Raw genomic sequence first — 26432 nt, forward strand, 5'->3', positions numbered from 1 at the left:
TGGCCGGTCGACCGAGCCGGCCCGTACGGTGGGTCGATGGCGAACCGGCTCGCGCAGTCCCTGTCCCCGTACCTGCTGCAGCACGCCGACAACCCGGTCGACTGGTGGGAGTGGGGCGAGGATGCCTTCGCCGAGGCCGCCCGCCGCGACGTGCCGGTGTTCCTCTCGGTGGGGTACGCCGCGTGTCACTGGTGCCACGTGATGGCGCACGAGTGCTTCGAGGACGACGAGGTGGCGCAGGTGCTGTCGGCCGGCTTCGTGGCCGTCAAGGTCGACCGCGAGGAGCGCCCCGACGTCGACGCCGTCTACATGGCCGCCACCACGGCCCTGACGGGGCACGGCGGCTGGCCGATGACCTGCCTGCTGACGCCGGCGGGTGACCCCTTCTTCGCCGGCACCTACCTCCCGAAGGCCCAACTGCTGGGGCTGCTCGACAACGCCGGGCGGGCCTGGCGCGACCAGCGCGAGCAGGTCGTGGCCTCCGGCAGCCACGTGGCCCAGCGACTCCGGGAGGTCACCGGCCCTCCGGCCCCGGCCGCGGTCGGCCCGGAGGTGCTGGCGGACGCCGTGGTGCGCCTCCGCGGCCAGTACGACGACGCCCGCGGCGGCTTCGGCGGGGCCCCGAAGTTCCCGCCGTCGATGGTGCTGGAGTTCCTGCTGCGCCACCACGCCCGCACCGGCACGGCCGACGCCCTGGCGATGGTGCGCGGCACCTGCGAGGCCATGGCCCGGGGCGGGATGTACGACCAGCTCGGCGGGGGCTTCGCGCGCTACGCGGTCGACGCCGCCTGGGTCGTGCCGCACTTCGAGAAGATGCTCTACGACAACGCCCTCCTCCTGCGGGTGTACGCGCACCTGTGGCGCAGCACCGGCGACCCGCTGGCGCGCCGCGTGGCCGAGGAGACCGCCGCCTTCCTGCTGCGGGACCTGCTGACGCCCGAGGGTGCCTTCGCCTCCGCGCTGGATGCCGACACGGTGGTCGACGGCCACTCCCACGAGGGGCTGACCTACGCCTGGACGCCCGCGCAGCTGGCCGAGGTGCTGGGGGCCGACGACGGCCCGCGGGCGGCCGCCCTGCTCGAGGTGACCCCCGAGGGCACCTTCGAGGCCGGCGCCTCGACGCTGCAGCTCCGCGCCGACCCGGCTGACCCGGTGTGGTGGGAGGGGGTCCGGGCGCGGCTGCTGGCGGCCCGGGCCGAGCGGCCCCAGCCGGCGCGCGACGACAAGGTGGTCACCGCCTGGAACGGCCTGGCGGTGGCCGCCCTGGCCGACGCCGGCGCCCTGCTGGGCCGGCCCGACCTCGTCGCCGCCGCCGCCCGGGCCGCCGACCACGTGCTCGCCACGCACCTCGTCGACGGGGTGCTGCACCGCACCTCCCGGGCCGGCCGGGTGTCGCAGGCGCCCGGCGTGCTCGACGACCACGCCGACCTGGCCGAGGGCCTGCTGGCCCTGCACCAGGCGAGCGGCGACGCCCGCTGGTTCGCTGCCGCCACCGAGCTGCTCGACCGGGCGCTCCTGCGGTTCGTGGACGACGACGGCACCGTGCACGACACCGCCCACGACGCCCCGACGCTGTTCAGCCGCCCCGCGAGCCGCAGCGACAACGCCGAGCCCGCGGGCGCATCCGCGCTGGCCCACGCCCTGCTCACCGCGGCGGCACTGGGCGGCCCCACCCGCCACCGCGCGGCGGCCGAGCAGGCCCTCGCGGCGTGCGGCTCCGTGGCCACCGGTGAGCCGCGGTTCGCCGGATGGGCGCTTGCGGTGGCCGAGGCCGTGGCGGCCGGGCCACTGCAGGTGGCGGTGGTCGGTGACGGACCGGACGCGGAGGCGCTGCTGGCGGCCGTACGCCGCTCGGGCTCGCCGGGCCTGGTGCACGTGGCCGGCGCACCGGACGCTCCCGGCATCCCCCTGCTGGCGTCGCGGCCCCTGGTCGACGGCCGGGCCGCGGCCTACGTGTGCCGGGGCTTCGTGTGCGACCGCCCGGTCACCGACCCCGGCGCCGTCGTCGCCGCCGTCGGGCCCGTTCCCCAGGCCTGACCTGGGGTCGAGGGGTCCCGCGGACGCCGGGAGGCACAGAGGGAGAGGCAGCCGGGCGCCGGAGCACCCGATCGCCGCCGTCCCGGCGTCCGCCGACCCTCGCTGCGGTCCCGAAGGACCGTGCGGGGCCGAACGGGCAGGGTGCGAACACCCGCCTGTTGGGTCAAGGGGCCGGGTACGGGCAGGCGCGCGTCGGCCGGTGGTGGGATGCGAGGGGGCCGGGGCCGCCCGGGCGGGTCACGCCCGGGGTGGAGGTCGTGGTCGTCGGGCGCCGCTCGCGTCCCTCGGTGAGGGAGCGGGCACGCGAGGGCATCAGGGCGGCGCGGGGTTCCCGCGGCTGCCTGTTGCCTGTTCTCGACGACATGACCCAGCCTGGTGCTCGCGCCGGGGTCCCCTGCTGAACCACGGCTGAACGCAGCGAGGGTAGCAGCGCGGGAGCCCCTCTGGACAGGGGCACCCGCCGGCGCGTCAGCCCCCGAGGCGCCCGGTGACCAGCGTCCGGGTGGCGCCACCCACGAGGACGGCGCCGGACAGCTCGACGGTGACCTCGATGCGGCCCGCGCGGCCGATCGCGCCCCCCTGCGCGGCGACGTAGCGCGGCGGCATCAGCCCGGCGGGGACCAGCCACTGGGCCAGGCCGGCGTTGAGGCTGCCCGTGACGGGGTCCTCGGACGCGTCGCGGCCGTCGGCGTAGAACGCGCGGACCTCGAGCCCGCAGCCGTCGGGGTGGGCGCCGTCGGGCCAGCGGGCGGCCAGCCCCACCTTGAGACCGTCGAGACGGGCGAGGTCGACCCGGCGGGCCAGGAGCGCCTCGGGGTCGTCCAGGAGGACGCCGACCCAGCCGGGGCCGTTGTCGACCCACGCCATCTCGAGGACCTCGCCGGCGTCGAGGCCGAGGGCGGACGTCACGCGCTCGCGGTCGGCCGTCCCGACCGGCCCCGAGCGCACCAGCGGCGGGGCCTCGAACGCCAGCAGCGAGCCCCGCCGAACCCGAACGAGCCCGGCGGCGCACTCCTGCACGACGACGTCGGCGTCGCGCGGCACCCCACCGGCCTCGAGCCAGGCGTGGGCCGACCCGAGGGTGGGGTGGCCGGCGAAGGGCAGCTCGCCGCCGGTCGTCCAGATGCGCACCCGGTAGTCGGCGTCCGGGCGCGTCGGAGCGCACAGGAAGGTCGTCTCGGACAGGTTCGTCCACCGGGCGATCGCCGCCATGTCGGCCTCGCCCAGGTCGTCGGCGTCGTGCACCACCGCCAGGGCGTTGCCGAGGAACGGGGTGCTGGAGAACACGTCGACCATCCGGACATCGCGCATCCGGTCATGCAACCACGAGCCCGCCACCCGCGAGGCGGGGACGGGCTCGGCGGTCACTTACAGGGGTTGAACCCCGTGACGTCGCCGGTGATGGTGCCGGTGCCGCCGGTGCCCGTGGAGTACGAGAAGGTCGCGGTGCCGTTGGCGGAGTTGCCCTTGGACACCTGCAGGTCCGCCGCGAAGATCACGTAGACGGTGCTCGTCCCCGCGGGGATCGAGATCGTCGTGCTCCCGCCGCCGTTCGGGCCGGCCTCGATGACCTGGGCGTCCGGGTAGTTGGGCGCCGAGACCGACAGGAAGGTGACCGTGGTGGCGACCGAGCTGGTGACCTGGAACTCCAGCTTGTAGCCGAACTCCTTGCCGGCGACCGACTGGCCGGGGTACTTGCACCCCTCACCGTCGAAGGTGAAGACGACGCCGGACGACGCGGCGGCCATCGGTGCGGCGACGCCGACGGCGATCACCGGGACGGCCCAGGCCGCAACGGTCGTGAGAGTACGCCGGCTCGTGAGCCGGTCAGTGTTGACCTGCATTGAATTGTTCCCTGCTGCTCACTGCCGACCCCCTGCGGTCGACGAGTAAGGACAGCGTAAAGGAAAAGTAAAGTCCCCGCTGACCGAACGGGACGGCCGAACCACAGCGCACCCCCGGCCGGACTCCGGATCCAGGTGTCTTCGCAGGTCAGAGTACGTGTAGGCGGTACGCGGGGTCGCGGTCCGCGAGGAGCTCGGCCGCCCGTTCGGGGTCGACGAAGGCCGCCGTGGCCCACACGTCGGCCCAGAGCAGGTCCGGGCCGACCACGCTGGCCGAGCCCGCCCGGGTCACCGGGGTGCCCCGCCGGGGGTCCAGCACGTGCCCCCCGCGCTGGGCCGCACCCGACGTCGCCACCGCGCCACGACGCAGGGTGACGACCTCGGCCACCTGCCCCGCGTGGCGGGGATCCTCGAGGCCGATGCGCCACACGGGGGCGGCGAACCCCGGACCGCGACCGGTCCCGACGACCACGTCGCCCCCGGCTCCGATGCTGTAGGCGATCTCCGGGACGAGGTCGAGGTGGGCGGCCGCCCCGGCCACCGCCCAGCCCTTGACCAGGCCGGTCGGGTCGAACGTGGGCCGCTCGCCGCGACGGGCCCGCCAGGCGCGGAACAGCCCGTCGGTGCGTTCCTCGGCCTCGAGGCACAGCTCGGTCACGTCGGCGACCCACGCGTGCACCTCGTCGACCTCCCCGTGCTGGAGGCGCAGCAGGTCGCTGTCGGCGCGCCAGGTCGAGAGGACCCGGTCGACGCATCGCAGGTGCGCGAACACCCGCTGCACGCCGGCCTCGACGTCGGGCCGGGTGGGCTCGAGGGCGCGGACGTGGACGCTGACGGCGGTCCCCATCACGGGCTCGACCCAGGCCCGGCGGGCCAGGACCGGCGGTGGTGGGCCGGCCGGTGTCACCGGGATCTCGGCGGTGATCACAGGTGCGCCTGGTCCAGCGCCGACTGCAGGGACCGGATGTAGCCGTCGGAGGTGAAGGTGGCGCCCGAGACCATGTCGATGCCGGCGCTCTGGGCGGCGACGACCTCACCGTTGAGGACCGGCACCGCGTAGGAGTTGATCTCCTGGTCCTGGCGGCCGTTCCACGGCACCTGGGTCACGACGGACCGGGTGACCTTGCCGCCCGCGACGGTGATCGCGACCTGGACCGGGCCGTACCGGGTGTCGACGGCGTCGCCGGTGTAGGTCTTCGCCGCGGACGACCCGGAGGAGCCGGACGAGCCCGACGAGGTGCTCGGGGTGCTGGGGGTGGCGGTCGACCCCGTGCCGGTGGTGTCCGGCGGGGCGGTGCCCGGCGTGGCGGTCGAGCCGGTGCCGCCGGCGGCCCCCGGGGAGGTGCCGTTGGCGGCGGTGCCGCCGGCGGCCACGATGCTCGTCGTCCCCGCCGCGTTCGTGGAGGTGTGGTAGCTGAACAGCAGGACCAGCGCCGAGACCGTGCTCAGCACCCAGGTGGTGATCCGTCGCATGGGTTCCTCTCCGTGGCCGGGGTGGTCAGTAGGCGAAGCGCTCGAGGTGGACGGCGTCGCGCGCCACCCCGGCCTCGAGGGCGGCGGCGTGCACGGCATCCATCCAGGCGTCGTTGCCACAGACGTAGACGTCGTGCTCGGCCACGTCGGGGACGATCTCGCGCAGCGCCTGGGCGTCGCTCAGGTGCGCGGCCTGCCGCGGCAGCCAGCTGGCGCGGCCCGGGATGCGGCGCCCCTCGACCTGCACGTAGCGGGCGCCACGGGCGGTGGCCAGGGCCTGCAGCTCGTCGGCCAGCACGGCCTCGGCCTGCGAGCGCACCCGGTGCACGACGGTCACGTCGCCCGGCCGCTGGGGCAGCTCCTCGAGGAGCGCGCGCAGGGGCGTGATGCCGATGCCCGAGCCCATGAGGAGGACCTTGCGGTGGGCGCGGACGCCGCCGTGGAGCCGGCCGTACGGGCCCTCCAGCAGCACGCGGGTGCCCGGTCGCAGCGAGGCCAGTCGAGCCGACCCGTCGCCGACGTGCGCCGCCGTGAGGCGCAGCGTGCGCCCGTCCGGCGCGGCCGAGATGGAGTAGGGGTTGGCGCGGCTCCAGCCCGGCCCGTCGAGGAAGCGCCACTGGAAGAACTGCCCGGCCCGGGCCGGGAGGGCGCGCACGCCGTCGCCACCCACGGTCACGGTGGTGACGCCGGGGGCCTCCTCGCGGACGTCGAGGACGCGGATGGGTGAGCGCAGCGAGCGCCACACGGGAACCCCCACCCGGAAGACCAGCACCGCGGCGGCGGTGGTGCCCCACAGGCCCCACCAGAAGACGGTGGCGGCGGTGGAGTCGAGGAACTGCGCGCCGGTCCAGAGCTGGTGCGGCAGGACCAGGCCCGCGCCCAGGTAGGCGTAGAGATGGAGGAGGTGCCAGGACTCGTAGCGCAGCCTCCGGCGGGCACGCTTGACGGAGGTGACGACCACCACGACCAGGGCCGCGGTGCCGGCGAACGCCAGCAACATCCCCGGGTAGTTGACGACGAAGTCCCAGGTGGTGCCCCAGATGCCGAGCGCGCTCGAGGCGGCGTAGCCCAGGGTGATGAGGACGATGTGCGCCATCAGGAGGGTGAACGAGGTGAAGCCCACCAGGCGGTGCACCCGGGCCAGCTCGTCCTGGCCCCAGGCCTGCTCGACCCACGGCACGCGGGCCATCAGGATCACCTGGAGCAGCAGCAGCGCCGAGGCGACCAGGCCGGCGACCCGCCCGGTCGAGGTGAGGAAGCCGCCCCACGTGGTGAGGTCCTGCACGCCGCCGCCGGCCACCCAGAGGGCGACGACCGCGAGGATCACGGCCCAGCCGGCCGCGGCGGTGGCGTCGCGCCACCAGCGGGGCACCGGCGCGAGGGGGGCTCGGCGGCGCCGGGGGGAGGTGGCGGTGGTGGCGCGCTGGGCCCTCACCGTGCTCGTCGTCATGGGGACGAATATTCTCCCCTTCCCTATGCGCCGGCTGTGAGCCGGTTCGGAGGGCACCGTGAGCCCGCGGCCGCCTGCTGGTGGACATGGTGGAAACGCTTGCGCGGTTCCGCCAGAATGCGGCCGTGAGCGCAACGGTGCCCCCGCCCCCGCCCCTGCCCGGCGGGGCCCCGCCCGACCGGGCCGAGATGCTGGCCGCGCGGCTGCAGCGCTGGTGGCCGGACCTGTACGACGGGCTGGCCGCGCTGTACGGCCCGGCGCGGGCCGAGACCGTGGGGGCCCAGCTCGTCACCCTGGCCGCTCGGGCCCATGCCCGCCGCCCCGACCGGCTGCACCGCCGCGACCTCGACCGGATGCTGCAGCCCGACTGGCTCCAGGACCCCTCGGTCGTCGGGTACGCCGCCTACGCCGACCGCTTCGCGGGGGACCTGCCCGGGGTGGCCGCCCGCATCCCGTACCTCGAGGAGCTCGGGGTCCGCTACCTGCACCTGATGCCGCTGCTGCGACCGCGCGACGGCGACAACGACGGCGGGTACGCGGTGGCCGACTACCGGCAGGTGCGCCCCGACCTCGGCACCATGGACGACCTCGGCGAGCTGGCCGACGCCCTGCACGAACGCGGGATGAGCCTCGTGCTCGACCTGGTGCTGAACCACGTGGCGCGCGAGCACGAGTGGGCGCGCAAGGCCCGCGAGGGGACGCTGCGCTACCGCTCGTACTTCCACGTCTTCCCCGACCGGCGCCTCCCCGACGCCTACGAGCGCACCCTCCCGGAGGTCTTCCCCGACTTCGCCCCCGGCAGCTTCACCTGGGACGACGACCTCGACGGCTGGGTGTGGACGACGTTCAACGCCTGGCAGTGGGACGTCAACTGGGGCAACCCCGACGTGCTGGTCGAGTACGCGCAGATCATCCTCGACCTGGCCAACCGTGGCGTCGACGTGCTGCGCCTGGACGCGATCGCCTTCATGTGGAAGCGGCTCGGCACCGACTGCCAGGGCCAGCCCGAGGTACACGTCATCACCCAGGTGCTGCGCGCGCTCACCCGCATCGCGTGCCCGGCGGTGGCGTTCAAGGCCGAGGCCATCGTCGCGCCGACGCAGCTGCTGGCCTACCTCGGGCAGGGGCGCCACACCGGCAAGGTCAGCGACCTCGCCTACCACAACAGCCTCATGGTGCAGGTGTGGTCGATGCTGGCCAGCCGCGACGTCCGGTTGGCCGCGCACGCCCTGGGATCGCTCCCGCCCAAGCCCACCACGGCCACCTGGCTCACGTACCTGCGCTGCCACGACGACATCGGCTGGGCGGTGATGGACGAGGACGCCGCGGCGCTGGGGCTGACGGGGCCGGGGCACCGGCACTTCCTGGCCGACTGGTACTCCGGTGACTTCTGGGGCTCGCCGGCGCGGGGCCTGGTGTTCCAGTTCAACCCCGAGACCGGCGACCGCCGCACCTCCGGCACCGCCGCATCGCTGGTGGGCCTCGAGAGCGCCGAGACCGGCGACGAGCGCGAGTCGGCGCTGGTCGCGCTGCGCCTGGGCCACGCGGTCGTGTTCGGATGGGGCGGCATCCCGGTCATCTGGAGCGGTGACGAGCTGGGGCTGCCCAACGACCCCGCCTGGGCCGACGAGCCCGGGCACGAGGGCGACAACCGCTGGGCCCACCGGCCGCGGCTGGACGCCGAGCGGGTCGGGCAGCGGCACGACCCCTCGACCGTGGCGGGCCGGGTCTTCGGCGACCTGGCGCGGCTGGCGCAGGTGCGCGCCGGGTTGCCGCAGCTGCACGGGTCGGTCGAGACGACGATCGGCCCGGTCGACGACCCGGGGGTGCTGGTGACCCTGCGCGACCATCCGCTGGGGCGGTTCGCCGGCGTCTACAACGTGACGCCCGAGGTGCGGCACTGGCCCGGCTGGCGGGTGCACGAGCTGGGGCTGGCCGACGCCGTCGACGCGCTGACCGGCGAGGGGCTGACCTGGGACGCGACCGGCGACGTCCGCCTCGAGCCCTACGCCGCCCTCTGGCTCACCTGACCCCCTCCCTTCCCCTGACCCCTCCCTCCCCCCTCCCCCCTCCCTCCTCCCTCCCTCCCCCGAACGTGTGTGAAGAACGTCGGCAGGTAGAGGTTCTTCACACACGTTCGCGGAGGGGCAGCGGGGGCCTGTGGATGACGCCCGCGGCCGACCGCCCCGGGCGGCCATGCTGCCGGGATGACGACGCCGCGCCCCCCTCGCAAGGCGCTGCGCCGCGCCGCGAGGGCCGCGGCCGAGGACTCCGGCGGCGCGTTGCCCCGCTGGCGACTGCTGGAGCTCGGGTTCGACCACGCCGCCATCCAACGTGAGGTCGATGCCGAGCGCTGGCAGACGCTCGGGACCCACACCGTCGTCCTGCACACCGGCCCGGTGGGCATCGAGGCCCGGCGGCATGCCGCCGTGTGGGAGGTCGCCGTCGACGTCGCCCTGGTCGACGGCACCTCTGCCCTGCAGGCGGCGGGCCTGACGGGATGGAGCGACGACGAGATCCACGTCTCCGTGCCCCGCAACGCCCGCTGCCCGAAGGTCGACGGCGTCCACATCCACCGGGTGGCGCGCCGTCCGCTCGAGGCCGCTGGTACCACCCTGCCGCGCACGACGGTCGAGGTGGCTGCTCTCAGAGCGGCTGCGTGGGTGCGCACCGACCGCCAGGCAGCGCTCGTGCTGTGCCTCGTGGTCCAGCAGCGGCTCACCACGGGCCCGCGTCTGCAGCAGGCGTTCCGCACCGTCCGCAACCGAGGCCGTCGTCCGCTGGTGCGCCAGCTGCTGCGCGACATCAGCGACGGCGCCCAGTCGCTCGGCGAGCTCGACTTCGCTCAGCTGTGCCGCCGGTACGGGTTGCCCGAGCCGGAGCGACAGGTGGTGCGCCGGACCTCGCGGGGGCGCATCTACCTGGATGTGCGGTGGCCCGGCTCACGTCTCGTCGTCGAGATCGACGGTGCGGGCCATCGTGTGGGGCTGGCCGTGACCGACGACAACCTGCGGCAGAACGACGTCGCCCTCGGCCGCGACACCGTCCTGCGCATCGACCTGGTGGGCCTGCGCATCCACGAGCGGATGTTCATGGAGCAGGTCGCGCGCGGGCTCGCTCTCCCCCTCGCGGCCTGACCCCCCTCCCCTCCCCTCCCTGCGCGAACGTGTGTGAAGAGCGTCGACATACCGAGGGCCTTCACACACATTCCGGGTGAGGCGCGGCAGAGGAGGGGTGGGCTACCAGAGGCCGGCGAGGTCTCCGCCGATGCGGATGACGAACGCCACCACCACCACCACGAACACCGCCCGGATGAACCGGCTCCCCCGCGCCACCGCGGTCCGGGCCCCGATGTACCCGCCGAGCAGGTTCGCCACCGCCATCACCGCCCCGACCTTCCACAGCACGTGCCCGCCGGGCGCGAACACCGTCAGCGCCCCGAGGTTCGTCGCCAGGTTGGTGATCTTGGCCTTGGCGCTGGCCTCGAGGAACGCGTAGCCCAGCAGCCCGACCAGCGCGAACACCAGGAACGACCCCGTCCCCGGCCCCAGCGCGCCGTCGTACATCCCGATGACGAACCCGGTCAGCACTGCCGCCGTGGTGTGCCGCCCGCCGCTCCAACGCAGCCGGGTCAGCTCCCCCACCGACGGCTTGAGCAGCGTGTAGGCGCCCACCACCAGCAGCATCACGAGGATGACGGGGTTGAAGGCCGACTTCGGGATGTGCAGCCCGAGCAGCGCTCCCCCGATGGCGCCGACGTACGCGACCGCCGCCATCGGCAGCGCCGTGCGCAGGTCGGGTCGCACCCGTCGGTAGTACGTGCCCGCCGCCGTGGCGGTCCCCCACACCGAGCCGAACTTGTTCGTCGCGAGCACCTGCGCGGGGCTCGCGCCCGGGAGACCGATGAGCAGTGCCGGCAGCTGCACCAGCCCGCCGCCACCGACGACGGCGTCCACCCAGCCGGCGAGGAAGCCGGCGAGCGCGAGCAGGAGCAGGACGTGCAGCCCGGGGTCGGCCACGGCTCAGCCGCGACCGGGGCGAGCCGCCCCGAGCCCGATGGCGCCGACCGGCGGCGCGCTCACGCGGCGTTCCAGGCGTCGACGACGGCGAGCACGTCGAGCAGCTCGTGGGCGCGGGCGTCGGGGACGGCCGTGACCTCGACGCGCTGCGACGCCGGGATGTCGCTGTGCGGGATCCAGATGGCGCGCATCCCGACCTGCTGCGGCCCGTGCACGTCCTCGAAGATGCGATCGCCCACGTACACCGCCCGCACCGGGTCGACCCCGACCGCACGGCAGGCGGCCCGGAACACCTCGGGATGCGGCTTCACGTGGTCGAGCTCGCTGGAGTAGAGGTCGGCGTCGACCAGGTCGAGCACGCCGTCGCGCGCGAAGATCTCGCGGTGGTACTCGCGGCTCCAGATGGTGTTCGACAGCACCCCGACCTGGATCCCCCGCTCGCGCAGCCCCTCCCATAGCGGGCGGACCTGCGGGTCGGTGAACGTGTGCGGCTCCCAGAAGCGCCGGTAGGCGGCCAGCGCCAGGTGGTGCCGGTCGTGCTCGGGGTCGATGCCCGCGGCGTCGAGGATGTCGGCGAGGGCGGCCGACGAGTGCTCGTCGCGCCCCCGCCGCCACGCGGCCGCCTCCACCTCGAGGATGCGGTCGGCCAGCCGGTGGGCCTCGGCGAGGTCGGCGTCGGACACCTCCGGCGAGCCGACCGGCACCCCGTGCACCTCGCGGGCGAAGACCCGCCACTGCTCGGGGAGGTCGACGTCGTGCCAGGGCGTCAGCGTGCCGCCCCAGTCGAAGACGACGGCCTCGACGGGTCGGCTCACGCCTGGCCGATCTCGCGCAGGATGTCGTCGACGGCCGTGGCCACGGCCAGCTCGCGCCGCTCGCCGGTGCGGCGGTCCTTGAGCTCGAGGGTGCCGTCGGCGAGGCCACGCCCGACGACCACGATGGTGGGCACGCCGATGAGCTCGGCGTCCTTGAACTTCACGCCCGGGCTCGCCTGGCGGCGGTCGTCGAGCAGCACCTGGGCGCCGCGGGCCTCGAGCTCGCGGGTGAGCTCCTCGGCGTAGGTGGCCACGGCCTCGTCCTTGCCCGTGGCGACGACGTGCACGTCGGCCGGGGCCAGCGCCCGCGGCCAGACCAGGCCGAGCTCGTCGTGGTTGCCCTCAGCGACACACGCCACGGCCCGGGACACCCCGACGCCGTAGGAGCCCATGGTGACCGTGCGCAGCTTGCCGTGCTCGTCGAGCACCTTGAGGTCGAGCGCCTCGGCGTACTTGGTGCCGAGCTGGAAGATGTGTCCCATCTCGATGCCGCGCGCCGCCTCGAGGCCGTGGCCGCACGACGGGCAGGCGTCGCCCGGGCGCACCTCGGCGGCCTCGATGGTGCCGTCGGCGGTGAAGTCGCGCCCGGCCACCAGGTCGAGGACGTGGCGGCCGGGGGTGTCGGCGCCGGTGACCCACGCGGTGCCCTCGCTGACGCGGGGGTCGAGCAGGTACCGGATGCCGGAGGCCTTCTCGGACCCCAGCACGCCGGGACCGATGTAGCCCTTGGCCAGGGCCGGGTGCGCCGCGAAGTCGGCCTCGACGAACGCCTCGACGGCGGCGGGCTCCACCTGGGCGCCGAGGCGCTTCTCGTCGACCTCGCGGTCACCGGGCAGCCCGATCGCCAGCGGCTCGCGGGTGCCGTCGGGGTGGACCAGCATCACCAGCACGTTCTTGAGGGTGTCGGCGGCGGTCCAGGCCCGCCCGTCGGAGCGCGGGAACGCCGACTCCAGGTGCGCCACGAGGCTGTCGATGGTGGGGGTGTCGGGGGTGTCCTCCGCGTGGGCGGCGGGCACCGCGGTGGCGTCCACGGCATCCGGCACGGGCACGCGGACGGCCTCGACGTTGGCCGCATAGCCGCAGTTCGGGCAGCGGACGTAGGTGTCCTCGCCGTTCTCGGCGGTGGCGAGGAACTCCTCGGACTTCGAGCCGCCCATCGCGCCGGCCATCGCCTGCACGATCACGTAGTGGAAGCCGAGCCGGTCGAAGATGCGTACGTAGGCGTCGCGGTGCAGCTGGTAGCTCTTGTCGAGCCCGGCGTCGTCGAGGTCGAAGGAGTAGCTGTCCTTCATCACGAACTCGCGCCCCCGCAGCACCCCGGCGCGCGGCCGGGCCTCGTCGCGGTACTTGGTCTGGATCTGGTAGATCGACAGCGGCAGGTCCTTGTACGAGCTGTACAGGTCCTTGACCGCGAGGGTGAACATCTCCTCGTGCGTGGGGCCGAGCAGGTAGTCGCCGCCCTTGCGGTCCTTGAGCCGGAAGACGTTCTCGCCGTACTCGTCCCAGCGGCCCGAGGCCTCGTAGGGCTCACGGGGCAGCAGGGCCGGGAACAGCAGCTCCTGGGCGCCGATGGCGTCCATCTCCTCGCGCACGATGGTCTCGACGCGGCGCAGCACCTTCAGCCCCAGCGGCAGCCAGGTGTAGATGCCGGGGCTGACGCGGCGGATGTAGCCGGCCCGCACCAGCAGCCGGTGGCTGGGCACCTCCGCGTCCGCCGGGTCCTCGCGAAGGGTTCGCAGGAACAGGGACGACATGCGCATGGCCACGGGAAGGCTCCTGGGGTTCGGGGGTGACCGGCCCAGGATAACGAGGCAGGCGGACCCTCCGCGCCGCGGTTGACCGGCGCACCGGTCGCTCAGAGCAGGACGGTCGTGAACTCACCCGCGGAGCGGAAGCCGAGGCGCTCGTACGTGGCGCGGGCGGCGGTGTTGAAGTCGTTGACGTAGAGGGAGACCAGGGGCGCCGGGCCGGCCATCACCTGCTCGAGGACGGCGGCCAGCATCGGCACCGCGAGACCCTGCCCGCGCAGCCGCGGCGCCACCCAGACGCCCTGGAGCTGGGCGCAGCCGAGCGCGAGGCTGCCGATGTCGGTCTTGAAGACGACCTCGCCGCCCTCGACGACGACGTAGGTGTGCCCGCGGGCGATGAGGGAGGCCAGCGAGGCACGGTAGCCGCGGCTGGACCCGGTGTAGGGGCGGTAGCCGATCTCGGCCGTGAACATGTGCTCGGCGGCGGGCAGGACCAGGTCCACCTCGTCGGCCCGCGCCAGGCGCACGCGCGGGTCGGGCTCGACCCCCTCCGCCGACGGGGGGAGGTCGGCCACGAGCAACGGCTGGTGGGCCCGGACCACCCGCGGCTGGCCCCAGTGCGGCTCGAGGTGCTGCCAGAGCCCGAGCACCTCCTCGCGCGGGCCGAACACCGACGCGCAGCGACCGCGCCAGCGGCGCAGCCGGTCGGCGAACAGCGGGCGGTTCTCCTCGGTGGTGCCGACCGGCACGATGTTGGCGCTGGCCCAGCACAGCGAGGTGAGCACGCCGTCGTCGCGATGCCCCAGCACCGACGACAGCGACCCCGTGCGCGAGCCCTCGAGCACCCGGGCCGCGACGAACACCCTCTGGGGGAGGTCCCGGGCGCAGAGGTCGAGCGCGGCGTCACGGTCGTCGAGCGACAGCGGCCGGACCGGGGATCGTGTGCGGAGCACCCGCTCAGCCTAGGGGTCTCCGGCTCCGCGCACGACGCGCTCGACCGGCCTGCGCGTCACGGCGCGTCGCTGCCGGTCAGGAGACGCTGACGGTCGGCGCCCCGGCCGACTCCTCGTCGACGGGCTCGCCCATCTCGTCGGCCAGGCGCATGGCCTCCTCGATGAGGGTCTCGACGATCTGGCTCTCGGGCACGGTCTTGATGACCTCGCCCCGGACGAAGATCTGGCCCTTGCCGTTGCCGGACGCCACCCCGAGGTCGGCCTCGCGGGCCTCCCCCGGGCCGTTGACGACGCAGCCCATGACGGCCACCCGCAGCGGCACGGTCATGCCCTCGAGCCCGGCGGTGACCTCGTCGGCCAGCTTGTAGACGTCGACCTGCGCGCGGCCGCACGAGGGGCACGACACGATCTCGAGCTTGCGCGGGCGCAGGCCCAGCGACTGGAGGATCTGGATGCCGACCTTGACCTCCTCGACCGGCGGGGCCGAGAGGGAGACCCGGATGGTGTCGCCGATGCCCTGGCTGAGCAGTGCGCCGAACGCGGTGGCCGACTTGATGGTGCCCTGGAAGGCGGGCCCGGCCTCGGTGACCCCGAGGTGCAGGGGCCAGTCGCCGCGCTCGGCCAGCAGCTGGTAGGCCTTGACCATCACGACCGGGTCGTTGTGCTTGACCGAGATCTTGAAGTCGTGGAAGTCGTGCTCCTCGAACAGCCCCGCCTCCCAGACGGCCGACTCGACCAGCGCCTCGGGCGTGGCCTTGCCGTACTTCTCGAGGATCCGCTTGTCGAGCGAGCCGGCGTTGACGCCGATGCGGATGGAGACCCCCGCCTCCTTCGCCCGCCGCGCGATCTCGCCGACCTGGTCGTCGAACTGCCGGATGTTGCCGGGGTTGACCCGCACCGCGGCGCACCCGGCGTCGATGGCCGCGTAGACGTACTTGGGCTGGAAGTGGATGTCGGCGATCACCGGGATCTGCGACTTGCGCGCGATGGCGGGCAGCGCCTCGGCGTCGTCCTGGCTGGGGCACGCCACGCGCACGATGTCGCAGCCGGCCGCGGTGAGCTCGGCGATCTGCTGGAGGGTGGCGTTGATGTCGGTGGTCGGGGTGGTCGTCATCGACTGCACCGACACCGGGGCGTCGCCGCCGACCTCGACCTTGCCGACGCGGATCTTGCGCGTCACGCGACGAGGGGCCAGGACGGGAGGCGGGGCGGCGGGCATACCCAGGGAGACGGACATGCCGCAAGCCTACGACCGCGCGCTGGGGGTTCCCTGCACGGGCGGCGGCTCAGCCCCCGAGCTTGATCGGGTTCACCAGGTCGGCGTAGATGAGCAGGGCCGACATCCCGATGAGCACGAAGGCGACCGTGTAGGCGACCGGGAGCGCCTTCGCCACGTCGACGAAGCCCGGGTCGGGGGCACCGCGCAGCGTCGCCCACTGCCGCTTGGTGCCCTCCCACAGCGCCCCGGCCACGTGCCCGCCGTCGAGGGGCAGCAGCGGGATCAGGTTGAACAGGAAGAGCATCAGGTTCAGGCTCGCCACGAGGCTGACCAGGAACCAGAACCGGTCGGCCAGGGACCCCCCGGTCAGCGCGTCGAGCCGGCCGGCCGAGACCTCGCCGGCGACGCGGCCGACGCCGACCACCGACATCGGGCTGTCGGCCGCGCGCTCGCCGCCACCGAAGGCGGCCTTCCAGACCCCCGCCATCCGCTCGGGGACATGGACCAGCGCGAGTGCGGTGTTGCTGACGCCCGCCCACAGGTACGGCGGTACGGCGCTGAGGGACTGCGGCACGTAGGCGGAGGGCTGTCGGGTGGTGACCCCGAGGAAGCCGGCCTCGGTGGTGCGAGGCTTGCCGTCGGCGTCGAGCACCGGGTTGCCGGCGTCGTCGGTGACGGCCAGCAGGTTGCGGATCGGCGTGGCGCGCAGGGTCAGCCGGCGACCGTCGCGCTCGACGACGATGTCGACGGGGCGGCCGGCGGCGGGGCGCACCAGGGCGCCGACGTCGCGGATGTCGCGCACCGGGGTGCCACCGATCGAGACCAGTCGGTCGCCGGGGAGGATGCCGGCCGCCACGGCCGGGGTCGGGGGCTTGCCCGCGCACTGACCGGTGGTGGCCGCGGCGTCGGTGGCCGGTACGACGCACCGGCTCACCGACGCGACGACCGCGCCGGGCTGGGCCGTGGGGACGCCGTGCGCGGTGAGCAGGAGGGTCAGCAGCACGACCCCGATGAGCAGGTTCATGGTCGGCCCACCGAGCATCACCACGACCTTCTTCCACACCGGCAGCCGGTAGAAGACGCGGTCGTGGTCGTCGGGGCCGACCTCCTCCAGGCTGGCGGTGCGGGCCTCGTCGACCAGCTGGCTGAACCGGCCGGTGCTCGACGCCCGCAACGTGCCCTTCGGGTCGCCCGGGCGGGGCGGGAACATCCCGATCATCCGGATGTAGCCGCCGAGCGGGACGGCCTTGAGGCCGTACTCGGTCTCACCCCGGCGGCGCGACCAGACGGTGGGCCCGAACCCCACCATGTACTGGGTCACCTTCACCCCGAACCTCTTCGCGGGCACCAGGTGGCCGACCTCGTGGAGCGCGATGGACAGCGCGAGGCCGAGCGCCATGAAGAGCACGCCGAGCACGAAGGCGATGGTGGTCATCTCGGCAGGATACGTCGCGTACCCGGGACCCGGCCGGGGGTCGTGGGAGACCGCCCCCCTCAGCGGGCGGCGAGCACCAGGTCGCGGGCGGCGGCGCGGGCCCAGGCGTCGGCCGCCAGGACCCCCTCGACGCTGGAGGCGTCGCCCGCGCCGGCGTCGTGCGCCGCCACCACCTGCTCGACGGTGTCGACGATCGCCACGAACGAGAGCGCACCCTCGTGGAAGGCGTCGACCGCCACCTCGTTGGCCGCGTTGTAGACCGCCGGGAAGGTCCCCCCGGCCTCCCCCACCTGCCGCGCCAAGCGCACGGCGGGGAACGCCTCGTCGTCGAGCGGGTGGAAGTCCCACGACTGCGCGCGGCTCCAGTCGCAGGGCACGTCGACGTCGTCGAGCCGCTCGGGCCAGGACAGCCCGAGCCCGATCGGCACCAGCATCCGCGGCGGCCCCAGCTGCGCGATGGTCGAGCCGTCGCGGAACTCGACCATCGAGTGGATCTGCTGCTGTGGGTGCACCACGACGTCGATGCGCTCGAACGGGACGTCGAAGAGCAGGTGGGCCTCGATCACCTCGAGCCCCTTGTTGACCAGCGTCGCCGAGTTGGTGGTGATGACCCGGCCCATCGAGAAGTTGGGGTGCGCCAGGGCCTGCGCGGGGGTGACGTCGGCCAGCTCGGCGCGGCTGCGCCCGCGGAAGGGTCCGCCGCTGGCGGTGACGACCAGGCGACGCACCTCGTCGGCCCGGCCGCCGCGCAGGCACTGGGCGATGGCGCTGTGCTCGGAGTCGACCGGCACGATCTGGCCGGGGCGCGCGGCCGCCTTCACCAGCGGGCCGCCGACGATGAGCGACTCCTTGTTGGCCAGCGCCAGGGTCGAGCCGGCGGCCAGCGCGGCCAGGGTCGGCGCCAGCCCGATCGAGCCGGTGATGCCGTTGAGCACGACGTCTGCCCCACCGCCGGCCACCGTGGTCGCGGCGTCGTGGCCCACCAGCACCTCGGGGCGGTAGCCCGGGTCGCCGGTGGCGTCGGCGATGGCGGCCCGCAGCGCGTCGGCATCCCCGTACGCAGCGGCGACGACCGGGGCGCGGGTGGCGGCGGCCTGCTGCGCCAGCAGGGCGAGGTTGCCGCCTCCGGCCAGCGCGGCGACCGAGAACCGGTCGGGGTGCGCGGCCATCACCTCGAGGGCCTGGGTGCCGATCGAGCCGGTGGAGCCGAGCAGGGCGACGGTGCGGTGGGTCACGCCCCCCATTCTCGGGGATGCGCGCGACCGCCACGCACCCCGCCGCCCGGGCCGGTCAGGTGGTGAAGACGCGCTCCTCGATGAGGCGCTCGGACACGATCCGCATCGTCGGGTGGAACCGCCCGTGCTCGAAGTCCTTCTGCAGCTCGAGCTCGGCCGACCCGCTGCCGTGCCGGTTCTTCTCGACGGTGATCACCGACCAGCGGCGGTAGATCTTGATGGCGCCGAGGTCGTAGACCAGGTGCTCGCGCGAGACGATGTTGTCCTTGCTCGATAGGATGAGCACGACGTCGGCCTCGTAGGCCAGCGCCGACGAGCCGCGCAGGTCGTGCGTGCGCATCCGCCGGCCGCTGCCGAGGCTGTCGCGGTCGGCCGCCGAGATGGCGACGACCGGGCACTCCATCTCCATCGCGAGGTCCTTCAGGCTCTCGGTGACGATGGTGACACGGGTGGTCTCGTCCTCCTGGACGCCGGGGCGCGGGACCTTCTGGAGGTAGTCGACCAGGACCATCGGGGGCTCGCCGCCCTCCTCGCTGACCATCGCCACCACGCTCGCGATCTCCTCGATCGTGGTCTGGTTGTTGGCCTCGTGGATGTGCAGGCGCTCGGCGTAGGCGTCCATCATCGTCAGCGCCGCGCGGCCGTAGGGCAGCTTCCCCAGGGCCTCGGCGAGCCCCTGGCGGTGCGGGTCCTCGGCCTCGAACACCGCGCGGAACGCGTGCACGTTGCCGGCCTGCGACACGGGCTGGTCGGACGCCTCGGCGGCGTAGGCCGCCTCGAGCCCCAGCAGGCGCTGCACCACGGTGCCGGCCTCGTGCTCGAAGGAGAAGATGACCGCCGAGCGGCCGGCCGCGACGGCGTTGCGGACCATCTGCACCGCCAGCGTCGTCTTGCCCGAGCCCTCGCTGCCACCGAGCAGGACGAGCTCGCCCGAGCGCAGCCCGCCGTCGAGGGTGCTGTCGAGCAGCCGGAAACCGGAGGGCCACACGACCGCCCCCGGGCGGGTACCGCGGCGCAGGGCGTCGTCGGTCTGGTCGAGCAGGGTGCGCACGGAGCGGCGTCGGTCGGGCCGGTGCGTCGACGAGCGGGTCTCTGTCATGCGTGCATTGCACCACCGGCCGGGCCGGTCGCGCACCCCCTTGACACGGATCCGCGCCGAGTGGCGGAGGCCGCGCCGGTCACGTGGCGATCCCCACGTACTTGACCTCGAGGTACTCCTCGATGCCCTCGGCGCCGCCCTCACGGCCGAAGCCCGAGTGCTTCACCCCGCCGAAGGGCGCGGCCGGGTTCGACACGATGCCGGTGTTGATGCCGACCATCCCGAACTCGAGCGCCTCGGCCACACGCAGCACCCGGGCGTTGTCGCGGGTGAAGACGTAGCCGACCAGGCCGTACTCGGTGGCGTTGGCGCGGCGCACGGCGTCGGCCTCGTCGGTGAAGGTGGCGATGGGCGCGACCGGGCCGAAGATCTCCTCCAGGAGCAGGCGGCTGTCGTCGGCCACGTCGGTGAGGACGGTCGGCTGGTAGAAGTGCCCGCGACCGGCCACCGGCGCGCCGCCGGTGAGCACCGTGGCCCCGCGCCCGACGGCGTCCTCGACCAGCTCGTGCACGCCCTGGCGGGCCTTCTCGGTGATGAGCGGCCCGACGTCGACGCCCTTCTTGGTGCCCTTGCCCACGGTGAGCGCGCCCATCCGCGCCGCGAGCTTGGTCGAGAACTCCTCGGCGACCGCTGCGTGCACGAAGAACCGGTTGGCAGCGGTGCACGCCTCGCCGATGTTGCGCATCTTGGCCAGCATCGCGCCGTCGACCGCGGCGTCGACGTCGGCGTCCTCGAACACCAGGAACGGCGCGTTGCCACCGAGCTCCATGGAGACCCGCAGCAGCTGCTCGGCCGACTGCTCGACGAGCACCTTGCCGACCGCGGTGGAGCCGGTGAAGGTCAGCTTGCGCAGCCGCGGGTCGCGGATGACGGGCTCGCAGACGGCGCCGCTGTGGGTGGTCGTGACCACGTTGAGCACGCCGGGCGGCAGGCCCGCGTCCTCCAGCAGGGAGGCCAGCAGCAGCATCGACAGCGGGGTCTCGGCGGCGGGCTTGACGACCATGGTGCAGCCGGCGGCGATGGCGGGCCCGATCTTGCGGGTGCCCATCGCCAGCGGGAAGTTCCAGGGCGTGATCATCAGCGTGGGCCCGACGGGCTGGCGCATGGTGAGCAGCCGGGTGGCACCGTTGGGGGCGACCGCGTAGCTGCCGTGGACGCGCACGGCCTCCTCGGAGAACCAGCGGAAGAACTCCGCGCCGTACGTGACCTCGCCGGCGGCCTCGGTGAGGTTCTTGCCCATCTCGAGGGTCATCAGCATCGCGAACTCGTCGGCCCGGGCCGTCAGCGCCTCGAACGCCCGGCGCAGGATCTCGGCCCGCTCGCGGGGTGGCACCGCGGCCCACGAGGGCTGGGCCTCGTGCGCGGCCGCCAGGGCGGCCATCCCGTCGGCGGGAGTGCCGTCGGCGCAGGTGGTGAGGACGCTGCCGGTGGCGGGGTCGTGCACGTCGAAGCGCTCACCCCCGCTCGCCTCGCGCCAGGTCCCTGCGACGAACAGCCCCGTGGGGACCGCGTCGATGATCGCCTTCTGGGTGATGGCCATGGGCTCCTCCGGGTCGGACGGTCGGCGCCGCACGGCGCCGGTGGGATCGAGCGTATGCGCAGGTGGGGATGACGGGCGGCCCCGGGGTCAGCGGTCCTCGAGGCCCCAGGGCGAGCCGTAGCCCTCGGGTCTGGGCGCCGCGAGCAGGTCGAGGAACGGCACCGCGTCGAACGCCTCGGGCCCGAGGACCCCGGTGCCCGACCACGTGCCGGCGGCCAGGAGCTCGAGGGCCACGACCGGGTTGACGGCCGTCTGCCACACGACGCACTGGCTGTCGTACTCGCGCATCGTGTCGGCGTTGTCGACCACGTGGTAGAGGTAGGTACGGCGCGGCTGCCCGTCCTTGCCGGTCCCGGTGACCCACAGGCCCGCACACGTCTTCCCCTCCATGCGCGGGCCGATGGTCAGCGGGTCGGGCAGCACGGCGGCCACGACGTCACGCGGGCTGACCGCGACACCCTTGACGACGACCGGGTCGGTGCGGTCGAGGCCGAGGGTGTGCAGCACCCGCAGGATGCCGATCATCTCCTCGCCGAGGCCGTACTTGAAGGTGACCTTCTTCGCGTCGACCCAGCGCGGCATCAGGAGCACCTCCTCGTGCTCGACGTGCACGCACTCGACGGGGCCGATGCCGCCGGGGAAGTCGAAGACCTCCGGCTCGCTGAACGGCGGCAGCGTGAAGAACCCCGCCTCCACGTCGTACTGCCCGTCGGCCCCCACGGCCCGCTCGCGCTCCCAGACCACGGGCGGGTTGAGGCACTCCTCGATGATGGTCCACATCGAGAAGCCGGGCGCGAAGACCTCGGTGCCCTCGTCGTCACGGATCACGAGGTTGGCGCCGTCGCGGGTGCCGAGCTCGTCGATCTCGGAGAACAGGTGGTCGGCGGCGTAGCGGGCGAAGACGTCCGACAGGCCGGGCTCGACCCCGATGCCCACCAGCGCCAGCCGCCCCGCGGCCTCCCACTCCCCCGCCTGCGCGAGCTGCTCGTCGCCGAGCTTGACCCCGACCTCGGAGTAGGGCCGCTCGGGGTGGCGCTGCGACAGGCTCATCGCCATGTCGAGGTAGTCGGCACCGGCCGCGCGGGCGCCCTCGAAGATCGACACCACGAAGCGCGGGTCGACGGCGTTGAAGACGTGGGTGGCCCGGACCTCGCGCGCCAGCGCCGCGACGGCCGCGGGGTCGGAGGCGTCGACCTGCGCCGCGGAGAAGCGTGAGCCGTCACCGGCCCGGCCGGCGGCGGCCGCCACCGTGCGCTCGGCCCGCGCGATGTCGTGGTCGGCGACGACCCACGCCTCGAAGAAGCCACGCTCGGCGGCGATGCGGGCGGCGGCGTCGCCGACCCCGCCGGCGCCGATCATCAGGACGCGCACGGGAGGACCTTTCGGAGAGGGGCGAAGAGGTGGGAGCGGGGCGCCGGCTCAGGCGCGGGCGCGCTGGCGCCCGGACGCCAGGAGCTGGCCGATGCCCACGAAGGCGACGGCGGCCAGGAACAGCACCGAGCCGATGACGTTCACCTGCACCGGGACACCGCGCTGGGCGGCGCCCCAGATGTACATCGGGAAGGTCACCGAGCTGGGGCTGGCGTTGAAGTTGGTGATGATGTAGTCGTCGAAGCTCAGCGAGAACGCCAGGAGCGCGCCGGCGGCGATGCCGGGGGCGACGAGGGGCAGCGTGACCCGTCGGAAGGCCTGGGCCGGGCTCGCGTACAGGTCGGCGGCGGCCTCCTCGAGGCGCGGGTCGAGGGAGGCGATCCGGGCCTTGACCGTGACCACCACGAAGCTGAGACAGAACATGATGTGCGCGATGAGGATGGTGGTCTGCCCGGTACCCACCCCGAGCGCGATGAAGAGGGTCAGCAGCGAGGACCCCATGACGACCTCGGGCGTCGCCATCGGCATGAAGATGAGCACGTTGGTGCCGGCCCGGCCGCGGAAGCGGTGCCGCCCGAGCGCGAACGCGACCAGGGTGCCCAGCACGGTCGCCGTCAAGGACGCGATGATGCCGATCTTGAGGCTGAGCCCGACCGACGAGCAGATGCCCGGGCTGTTGCACGGGTTCAGCCACGCGTCGAGCGAGAACTCCTGCCAGGTGATGTTGAGCCGGCCCTTGGGCTTGTTGAACGAGTACGCGAGCACCACGAGGTTCGGCAGCAGGATGTAGGCCATGACGAGGAGCCCGACGATCCGCACGGCGTGACGGCGCAACCACGACATCTCAGACCAGCTCCTCGGTGCCGGCACGGCGCACGTACACCGTGACGAAGGTGATGATGAGCGCCATCAGGGCGACGGACAGGGCGGCGGCCAGGGGGTAGTTGAGCACCCGGAGGAACTGGCTGTCGATGACCTGCCCGATCATGACCGTCTGCGTGCTCCCCAGCAGGACCGAGTTGATGTAGTCACCGGTGGCCGGGATGAAGGTGAGCAGCGTGCCGGCGACCACGCCGGGGAGCGACAGGGGCCAGATGACCCTGCGGAAGGCGCTGGCCGGCGTCGCGTACAGGTCGGAGGCCGCCTCCACCAGCCGGAGGTCGAGGCGCTCGATGTTGGCGTACAGCGGCAGGACCATGAACGGCAGGAAGTTGTAGGTGAGGCCGGCGACCACCGCGAAGGGGGTGTACAGCAGCTGGTTGCCCGTCCCCAGGTTGACCAGGCCGAGGAAGGACTCGAAGCCGTGCAGGAGCCAGGTCAGGTGGAGGGCGCCCATGGTCGTCTCGAGGAGGCCGCCGTTGCCGAGGATGGTCTGCCAGGCGAGGGTCCGGATGAGGAAGGACGTGAAGAACGGGGCGATGACCAGCACGAGCAGCACGTTCTTGAGCCGCCCGGAGCGGTGCGCGATGAACCACGCCAGGGGGTACCCCAGCAGCAGCGTGAACACCGTCGCGAGCCCCGCGTACACCAGCGAGCGCAGGAGCTGGGGCCAGTAGGTCCCCAGCGCGTCGACGTAGGTCTGGACGTTCCAGGTCAGCGTGTAGCCGTTGAACACGTCGCCGGTCTGCAGCGACTGCGAGACCAGCGAGACCGTCGGGACGACGAAGAAGACGACGAGCCACAGCAGCCCCGGGGCCAGCAGCGCGTACGGGACCCAGTTGCGGCGCACCCGGCGACGGGGCGGGGGCACCGCGACGGCGGCGTCACTCATCGTCGATCTCCGCGCCGGCGTCCGCGTCCTGGGCCTGGTCGAGGATGAACTCCTGGCCGGGGTCCCACGAGAGCGTGACGTTCTCGCCGACGGGGAGCCGGCCGGAGCCGTCGTTCTGCTGGACGACCACGAGCTCCTTGCCCCACGGCAGCCGGACGAGGTACTGGGTCGCCACGCCGGTGAAGGAGGCGTCGGTGACGACCCCGCGGAGCCGGTTGCGGCCGGCGTCGCCGATCCGCAGCTTCTCGGGCCGGACCCCCACCCACACCGAGCGGATCCCCGGCGGCAGGTGCTCGGCCGCCACGGCGATGTCGTCGTGGTCGCGGGTCCGGACCGTGACGACCCCGTTCTCGGCGGCGCCGCCCTCGGAGACCACCTCGGCGGGGAGCAGGTTGGACTGCCCGAGGAAGTTCGCGACGAAGGTCGAGGCCGGCTTCTCGTAGAGCGTCGCTGGGTCGGCCAGCTGCTCGATCCTCCCCCCGTTCATGACCGCGATGGTGTCGGCCATGGTCATGGCCTCCTCCTGGTCGTGGGTCACGTGGATGAAGGTCAGGCCCACCTCGGACTGGATCCGCTTGAGCTCGATCTGCATCTGTCGCCGCAGCTTCAGGTCCAGGGCGCCGAGCGGCTCGTCGAGCAGCAGGACGTCCGGGCGGTTGACCAGCGCGCGCGCCAGCGCCACCCGCTGCTGCATGCCGCCCGAGAGCTGCGGCGGCTTCTTCTTCGCCGTGTGCCCCAGCTCGACCAGGTCGAGCGCCTCCTGTGCCTTGCGCTTCCAGTCCCCGTCCTTGCGCTGGCGCAGCCCGAACGCGACGTTGTCGATGATGTTCAGGTGCGGGAAGAGCGCGTAGGACTGGAAGACCGTGTTGACGTTGCGCTGGTACGGCTTCAGCGAGGTGACGTCGGCGTCGCCGATGTGGATGGTTCCGATCGTGGGCTGCTCGAGCCCGGCCACCATCCGCAGGGTCGTCGTCTTCCCGCAGCCCGAGGGGCCGAGGAGGGCGAAGAAGGAGCCCTGCGGGATCGTCAACGAGATGTCGTCGACCGCGGTGAAGCTCTCGAAGGACTTGGTGACCGAGCTCAACCGCAGGTCGCCGGAACCGTGGCCGCTCATGTCAGCCGGTCACCACGCTCTGGAACGCCTGGGTGTACTTGGTCTCCTCGGCCTCGCTCAGGCCCCGGAAGACCTGGGCCCGCGAGAGGGTGTCGGCGCTGGGGAAGATCAGCTGGTTCTCGGCGACGGTCGGGTCGTCCTTCGTGAGGATCTCCTTGGTCCCCTGGACCGGGCTGATGTAGTTGACGTAGTCGACGACCTGCGCCATCACGGCCGGGTCGTAGTAGTAGTTGATGAGCAGCTCGGCGTTCTTCTTGTGCTTGGCCAGGGCCGGGATGACGAAGTTGTCCGACCACAGCGTGCAGCCCGTGCTCGGCAGGACGTACCCGAGCTTGGGGTTGTCGGCCTGGAGCTGGACGACGTCGCCGGTCCAGGCGATGCAGGCCGCGGTGTCACCCGAGGCGAGGGGCTTGGTGTACTCGTTGCCCGTGAAGCCCTTGATCTGGCCGGCCTCCTTGGCCTTCTTGATCTCGTCGATCGCGGCCATGAAGTCGGCGTCGGTGAACTTGGCGATGCTCTTGCCCATCGCCATCATCACGAGGCCCACGGTGTCGCGCATCTCGGTGAGCAGGGTGACCTTGCCCTTGAGCGCGGGGTCGGTGAGCAGCTGGTCGACGCTCTCGATCTTCCTGCCGCCGGTCGCCTGCGGGTTGTAGGCGATGCCGGCGAACCCGCTCTGCCACGGCAGGGAGTACTTGCGGCCCGGGTCGAACTCGACGTCCTTCAACGACCCGTCGACGTTGCCGTGGTTGGGGATGTTGGCGAGGTCGAAGGGCTGGACGTAGCCCTGGCGGATGAGCCGGGCCACCATCCAGTCGGTGCTGCACCAGGTGTCGCGCCCGGTGTCCTCCCCCGCCGCGAGCAGCGGACGGACCTTGGCGTAGAACTCGTCGTTGTCGTTGTAGTCCTCGGTGTAGTTGACCTTGATCCCGAGCTTCTTGGTGAACTCCTCCAGGCTGGGGTGGCCTCCCCCACTCTCGGCGACGTCGATGTACTCGGGCCAGTTGGACCAGTTGACGAGCTTGTCGGTGTCGCTCAGGTCGGTGGCCGCCTTGGCGCTCGGCTTCGCCCCGCCGGTGGCGGTGGCGTTGGTGCCCTTGCTGCCGCACGCGGCCAGGGCGAGGGTGGCGCCGATGCCGAAGACGCCGGACACGACCGTCCGGCGCGTCGTCAGGCCGCGGGCGAGGGCGGCACGGGCCGCGAGGGACGAAAGGTCAGGGGTCCGCTGCTCGGGCATCGGGCTCTCCTCGGTGGTGGGTGGGTTGGGGTGCTGGGGGGTACTGGGGAATCGGGTACTGGGTGTGCTGGG

22 protein-coding genes are annotated in these 26432 nt (G+C 73.2%); 3 read left to right on the forward strand and 19 right to left on the reverse strand.

Annotation, left to right across the window (positions count from 1 at the left end; translation table 11 throughout):
* The first annotated feature begins 36 nt into the window (after positions 1–36).
* A complete protein-coding gene (locus ATL31_RS03095) occupies positions 37–2037 on the forward strand; it encodes a thioredoxin domain-containing protein (protein WP_101394482.1) in 2001 nt (666 codons plus the stop codon).
* 468 nt (positions 2038–2505) lie between these two features.
* On the opposite strand, the gene ATL31_RS03100 is transcribed toward ATL31_RS03095, so the two are convergent.
* From ATL31_RS03100 to ATL31_RS03120, 5 genes are all read right to left on the reverse strand, one after another.
* Positions 2506–3348 (reverse strand): PhzF family phenazine biosynthesis protein, encoded by an 843-nt coding sequence (locus ATL31_RS03100; protein WP_101397188.1) that lies wholly within the window; start codon positions 3346–3348, stop codon positions 2506–2508.
* A 53-nt stretch (positions 3349–3401) separates the two neighbouring features.
* Positions 3402–3881 carry a hypothetical protein gene (locus ATL31_RS03105; protein WP_101394483.1) on the reverse strand — a complete coding sequence of 160 codons (480 nt, stop codon included), beginning with the start codon at positions 3879–3881 and terminating at the stop codon, positions 3402–3404.
* 148 nt (positions 3882–4029) lie between these two features.
* Positions 4030–4809 (reverse strand): FAD:protein FMN transferase, encoded by a 780-nt coding sequence (locus ATL31_RS03110; protein WP_245861857.1) that lies wholly within the window; start codon positions 4807–4809, stop codon positions 4030–4032.
* Positions 4806–5354, reverse strand: coding sequence for an FMN-binding protein (locus ATL31_RS03115; RefSeq protein WP_101394484.1), 549 nt, complete (start codon positions 5352–5354; stop codon positions 4806–4808). Before ATL31_RS03115 ends, ATL31_RS03110 begins: the two co-directional genes overlap by 4 nt.
* A 25-nt stretch (positions 5355–5379) precedes the next feature.
* Entirely contained in the window at positions 5380–6804 is a 1425-nt protein-coding gene (locus tag ATL31_RS03120) for a ferredoxin reductase family protein (RefSeq protein ID WP_101394485.1), read from the reverse strand.
* 125 nt (positions 6805–6929) lie between these two features.
* On the opposite strand from ATL31_RS03120, the gene ATL31_RS03125 reads away from it, so the two are divergent.
* Together ATL31_RS03125 and ATL31_RS03130 are read left to right on the forward strand one after the other, a co-directional pair.
* Complete coding sequence (locus ATL31_RS03125) at positions 6930–8834, forward strand: alpha-amylase family protein (RefSeq protein WP_342749458.1); 1905 nt, start codon at positions 6930–6932, stop codon at positions 8832–8834.
* A gap of 177 nt (positions 8835–9011) precedes the next feature.
* A complete protein-coding gene (locus tag ATL31_RS03130; RefSeq protein WP_101394486.1) occupies positions 9012–9941 on the forward strand; it encodes a hypothetical protein in 930 nt (309 codons plus the stop codon).
* Positions 9942–10043: 102 nt separating this feature from the next.
* On the opposite strand, the gene ATL31_RS03135 is transcribed toward ATL31_RS03130, so the two are convergent.
* The 14 genes from ATL31_RS03135 to ATL31_RS03200 form a co-directional block, all read right to left on the reverse strand.
* On the reverse strand, positions 10044–10823 hold the full coding sequence (locus ATL31_RS03135) for a TSUP family transporter (protein WP_101394487.1): 780 nt from the start codon (positions 10821–10823) through the stop codon (positions 10044–10046).
* A gap of 59 nt (positions 10824–10882) precedes the next feature.
* On the reverse strand, positions 10883–11638 hold the full coding sequence (locus ATL31_RS03140) for an HAD family hydrolase (RefSeq protein WP_101394488.1): 756 nt from the start codon (positions 11636–11638) through the stop codon (positions 10883–10885).
* Positions 11635–13404, reverse strand: a complete 1770-nt coding sequence (locus ATL31_RS03145) for a proline--tRNA ligase (RefSeq protein WP_101394489.1) — start codon at positions 13402–13404, stop codon at positions 11635–11637. The genes ATL31_RS03140 and ATL31_RS03145 overlap by 4 nt, the downstream gene beginning before the upstream one ends.
* Positions 13405–13493: 89 nt before the next feature.
* The gene (locus tag ATL31_RS03150) at positions 13494–14339 is read right to left on the reverse strand and encodes a GNAT family N-acetyltransferase (RefSeq protein ID WP_101394490.1); all 846 of its coding nucleotides are present in this window, start codon (positions 14337–14339) and stop codon (positions 13494–13496) included.
* Positions 14340–14415: 76 nt separating this feature from the next.
* A complete protein-coding gene (gene ispG, locus ATL31_RS03155; RefSeq protein WP_101394491.1) occupies positions 14416–15576 on the reverse strand; it encodes a flavodoxin-dependent (E)-4-hydroxy-3-methylbut-2-enyl-diphosphate synthase in 1161 nt (386 codons plus the stop codon).
* Positions 15577–15625: 49 nt separating this feature from the next.
* Complete coding sequence (locus ATL31_RS03160; RefSeq protein ID WP_101394492.1) at positions 15626–16993, reverse strand: M50 family metallopeptidase; 1368 nt, start codon at positions 16991–16993, stop codon at positions 15626–15628.
* Between the two features lie 59 nt (positions 16994–17052).
* Complete coding sequence (gene dxr / locus ATL31_RS03165; protein ID WP_101394493.1) at positions 17053–18237, reverse strand: 1-deoxy-D-xylulose-5-phosphate reductoisomerase; 1185 nt, start codon at positions 18235–18237, stop codon at positions 17053–17055.
* A gap of 46 nt (positions 18238–18283) precedes the next feature.
* Entirely contained in the window at positions 18284–19327 is a 1044-nt protein-coding gene (locus ATL31_RS03170; protein WP_101394494.1) for a DnaB-like helicase C-terminal domain-containing protein, read from the reverse strand.
* Between the two features lie 79 nt (positions 19328–19406).
* Positions 19407–20867: an NAD-dependent succinate-semialdehyde dehydrogenase gene (locus ATL31_RS03175; RefSeq protein WP_101394495.1), complete on the reverse strand. Its 1461-nt coding sequence runs from the start codon at positions 20865–20867 to the stop codon at positions 19407–19409.
* An 87-nt stretch (positions 20868–20954) separates the two neighbouring features.
* Positions 20955–22238 (reverse strand): saccharopine dehydrogenase family protein, encoded by a 1284-nt coding sequence (locus tag ATL31_RS03180; RefSeq protein ID WP_101394496.1) that lies wholly within the window; start codon positions 22236–22238, stop codon positions 20955–20957.
* Between the two features lie 48 nt (positions 22239–22286).
* Entirely contained in the window at positions 22287–23081 is a 795-nt protein-coding gene (locus ATL31_RS03185) for an ABC transporter permease (protein WP_101394497.1), read from the reverse strand.
* 1 nt (position 23082) lies between these two features.
* Positions 23083–24009 carry an ABC transporter permease gene (locus ATL31_RS03190; protein WP_101394498.1) on the reverse strand — a complete coding sequence of 309 codons (927 nt, stop codon included), beginning with the start codon at positions 24007–24009 and terminating at the stop codon, positions 23083–23085.
* Positions 24002–25123: an ABC transporter ATP-binding protein gene (locus ATL31_RS03195; RefSeq protein WP_101394499.1), complete on the reverse strand. Its 1122-nt coding sequence runs from the start codon at positions 25121–25123 to the stop codon at positions 24002–24004. Before ATL31_RS03195 ends, ATL31_RS03190 begins: the two co-directional genes overlap by 8 nt.
* A 1-nt stretch (position 25124) precedes the next feature.
* On the reverse strand, positions 25125–26360 hold the full coding sequence (locus ATL31_RS03200) for a polyamine ABC transporter substrate-binding protein (protein WP_101394500.1): 1236 nt from the start codon (positions 26358–26360) through the stop codon (positions 25125–25127).
* Between the last annotated feature and the right edge of the window lie 72 nt (positions 26361–26432).

This window comes from Phycicoccus duodecadis (assembly GCF_002846495.1).
GTDB lineage: Bacteria > Actinomycetota > Actinomycetes > Actinomycetales > Dermatophilaceae > Phycicoccus > Phycicoccus duodecadis.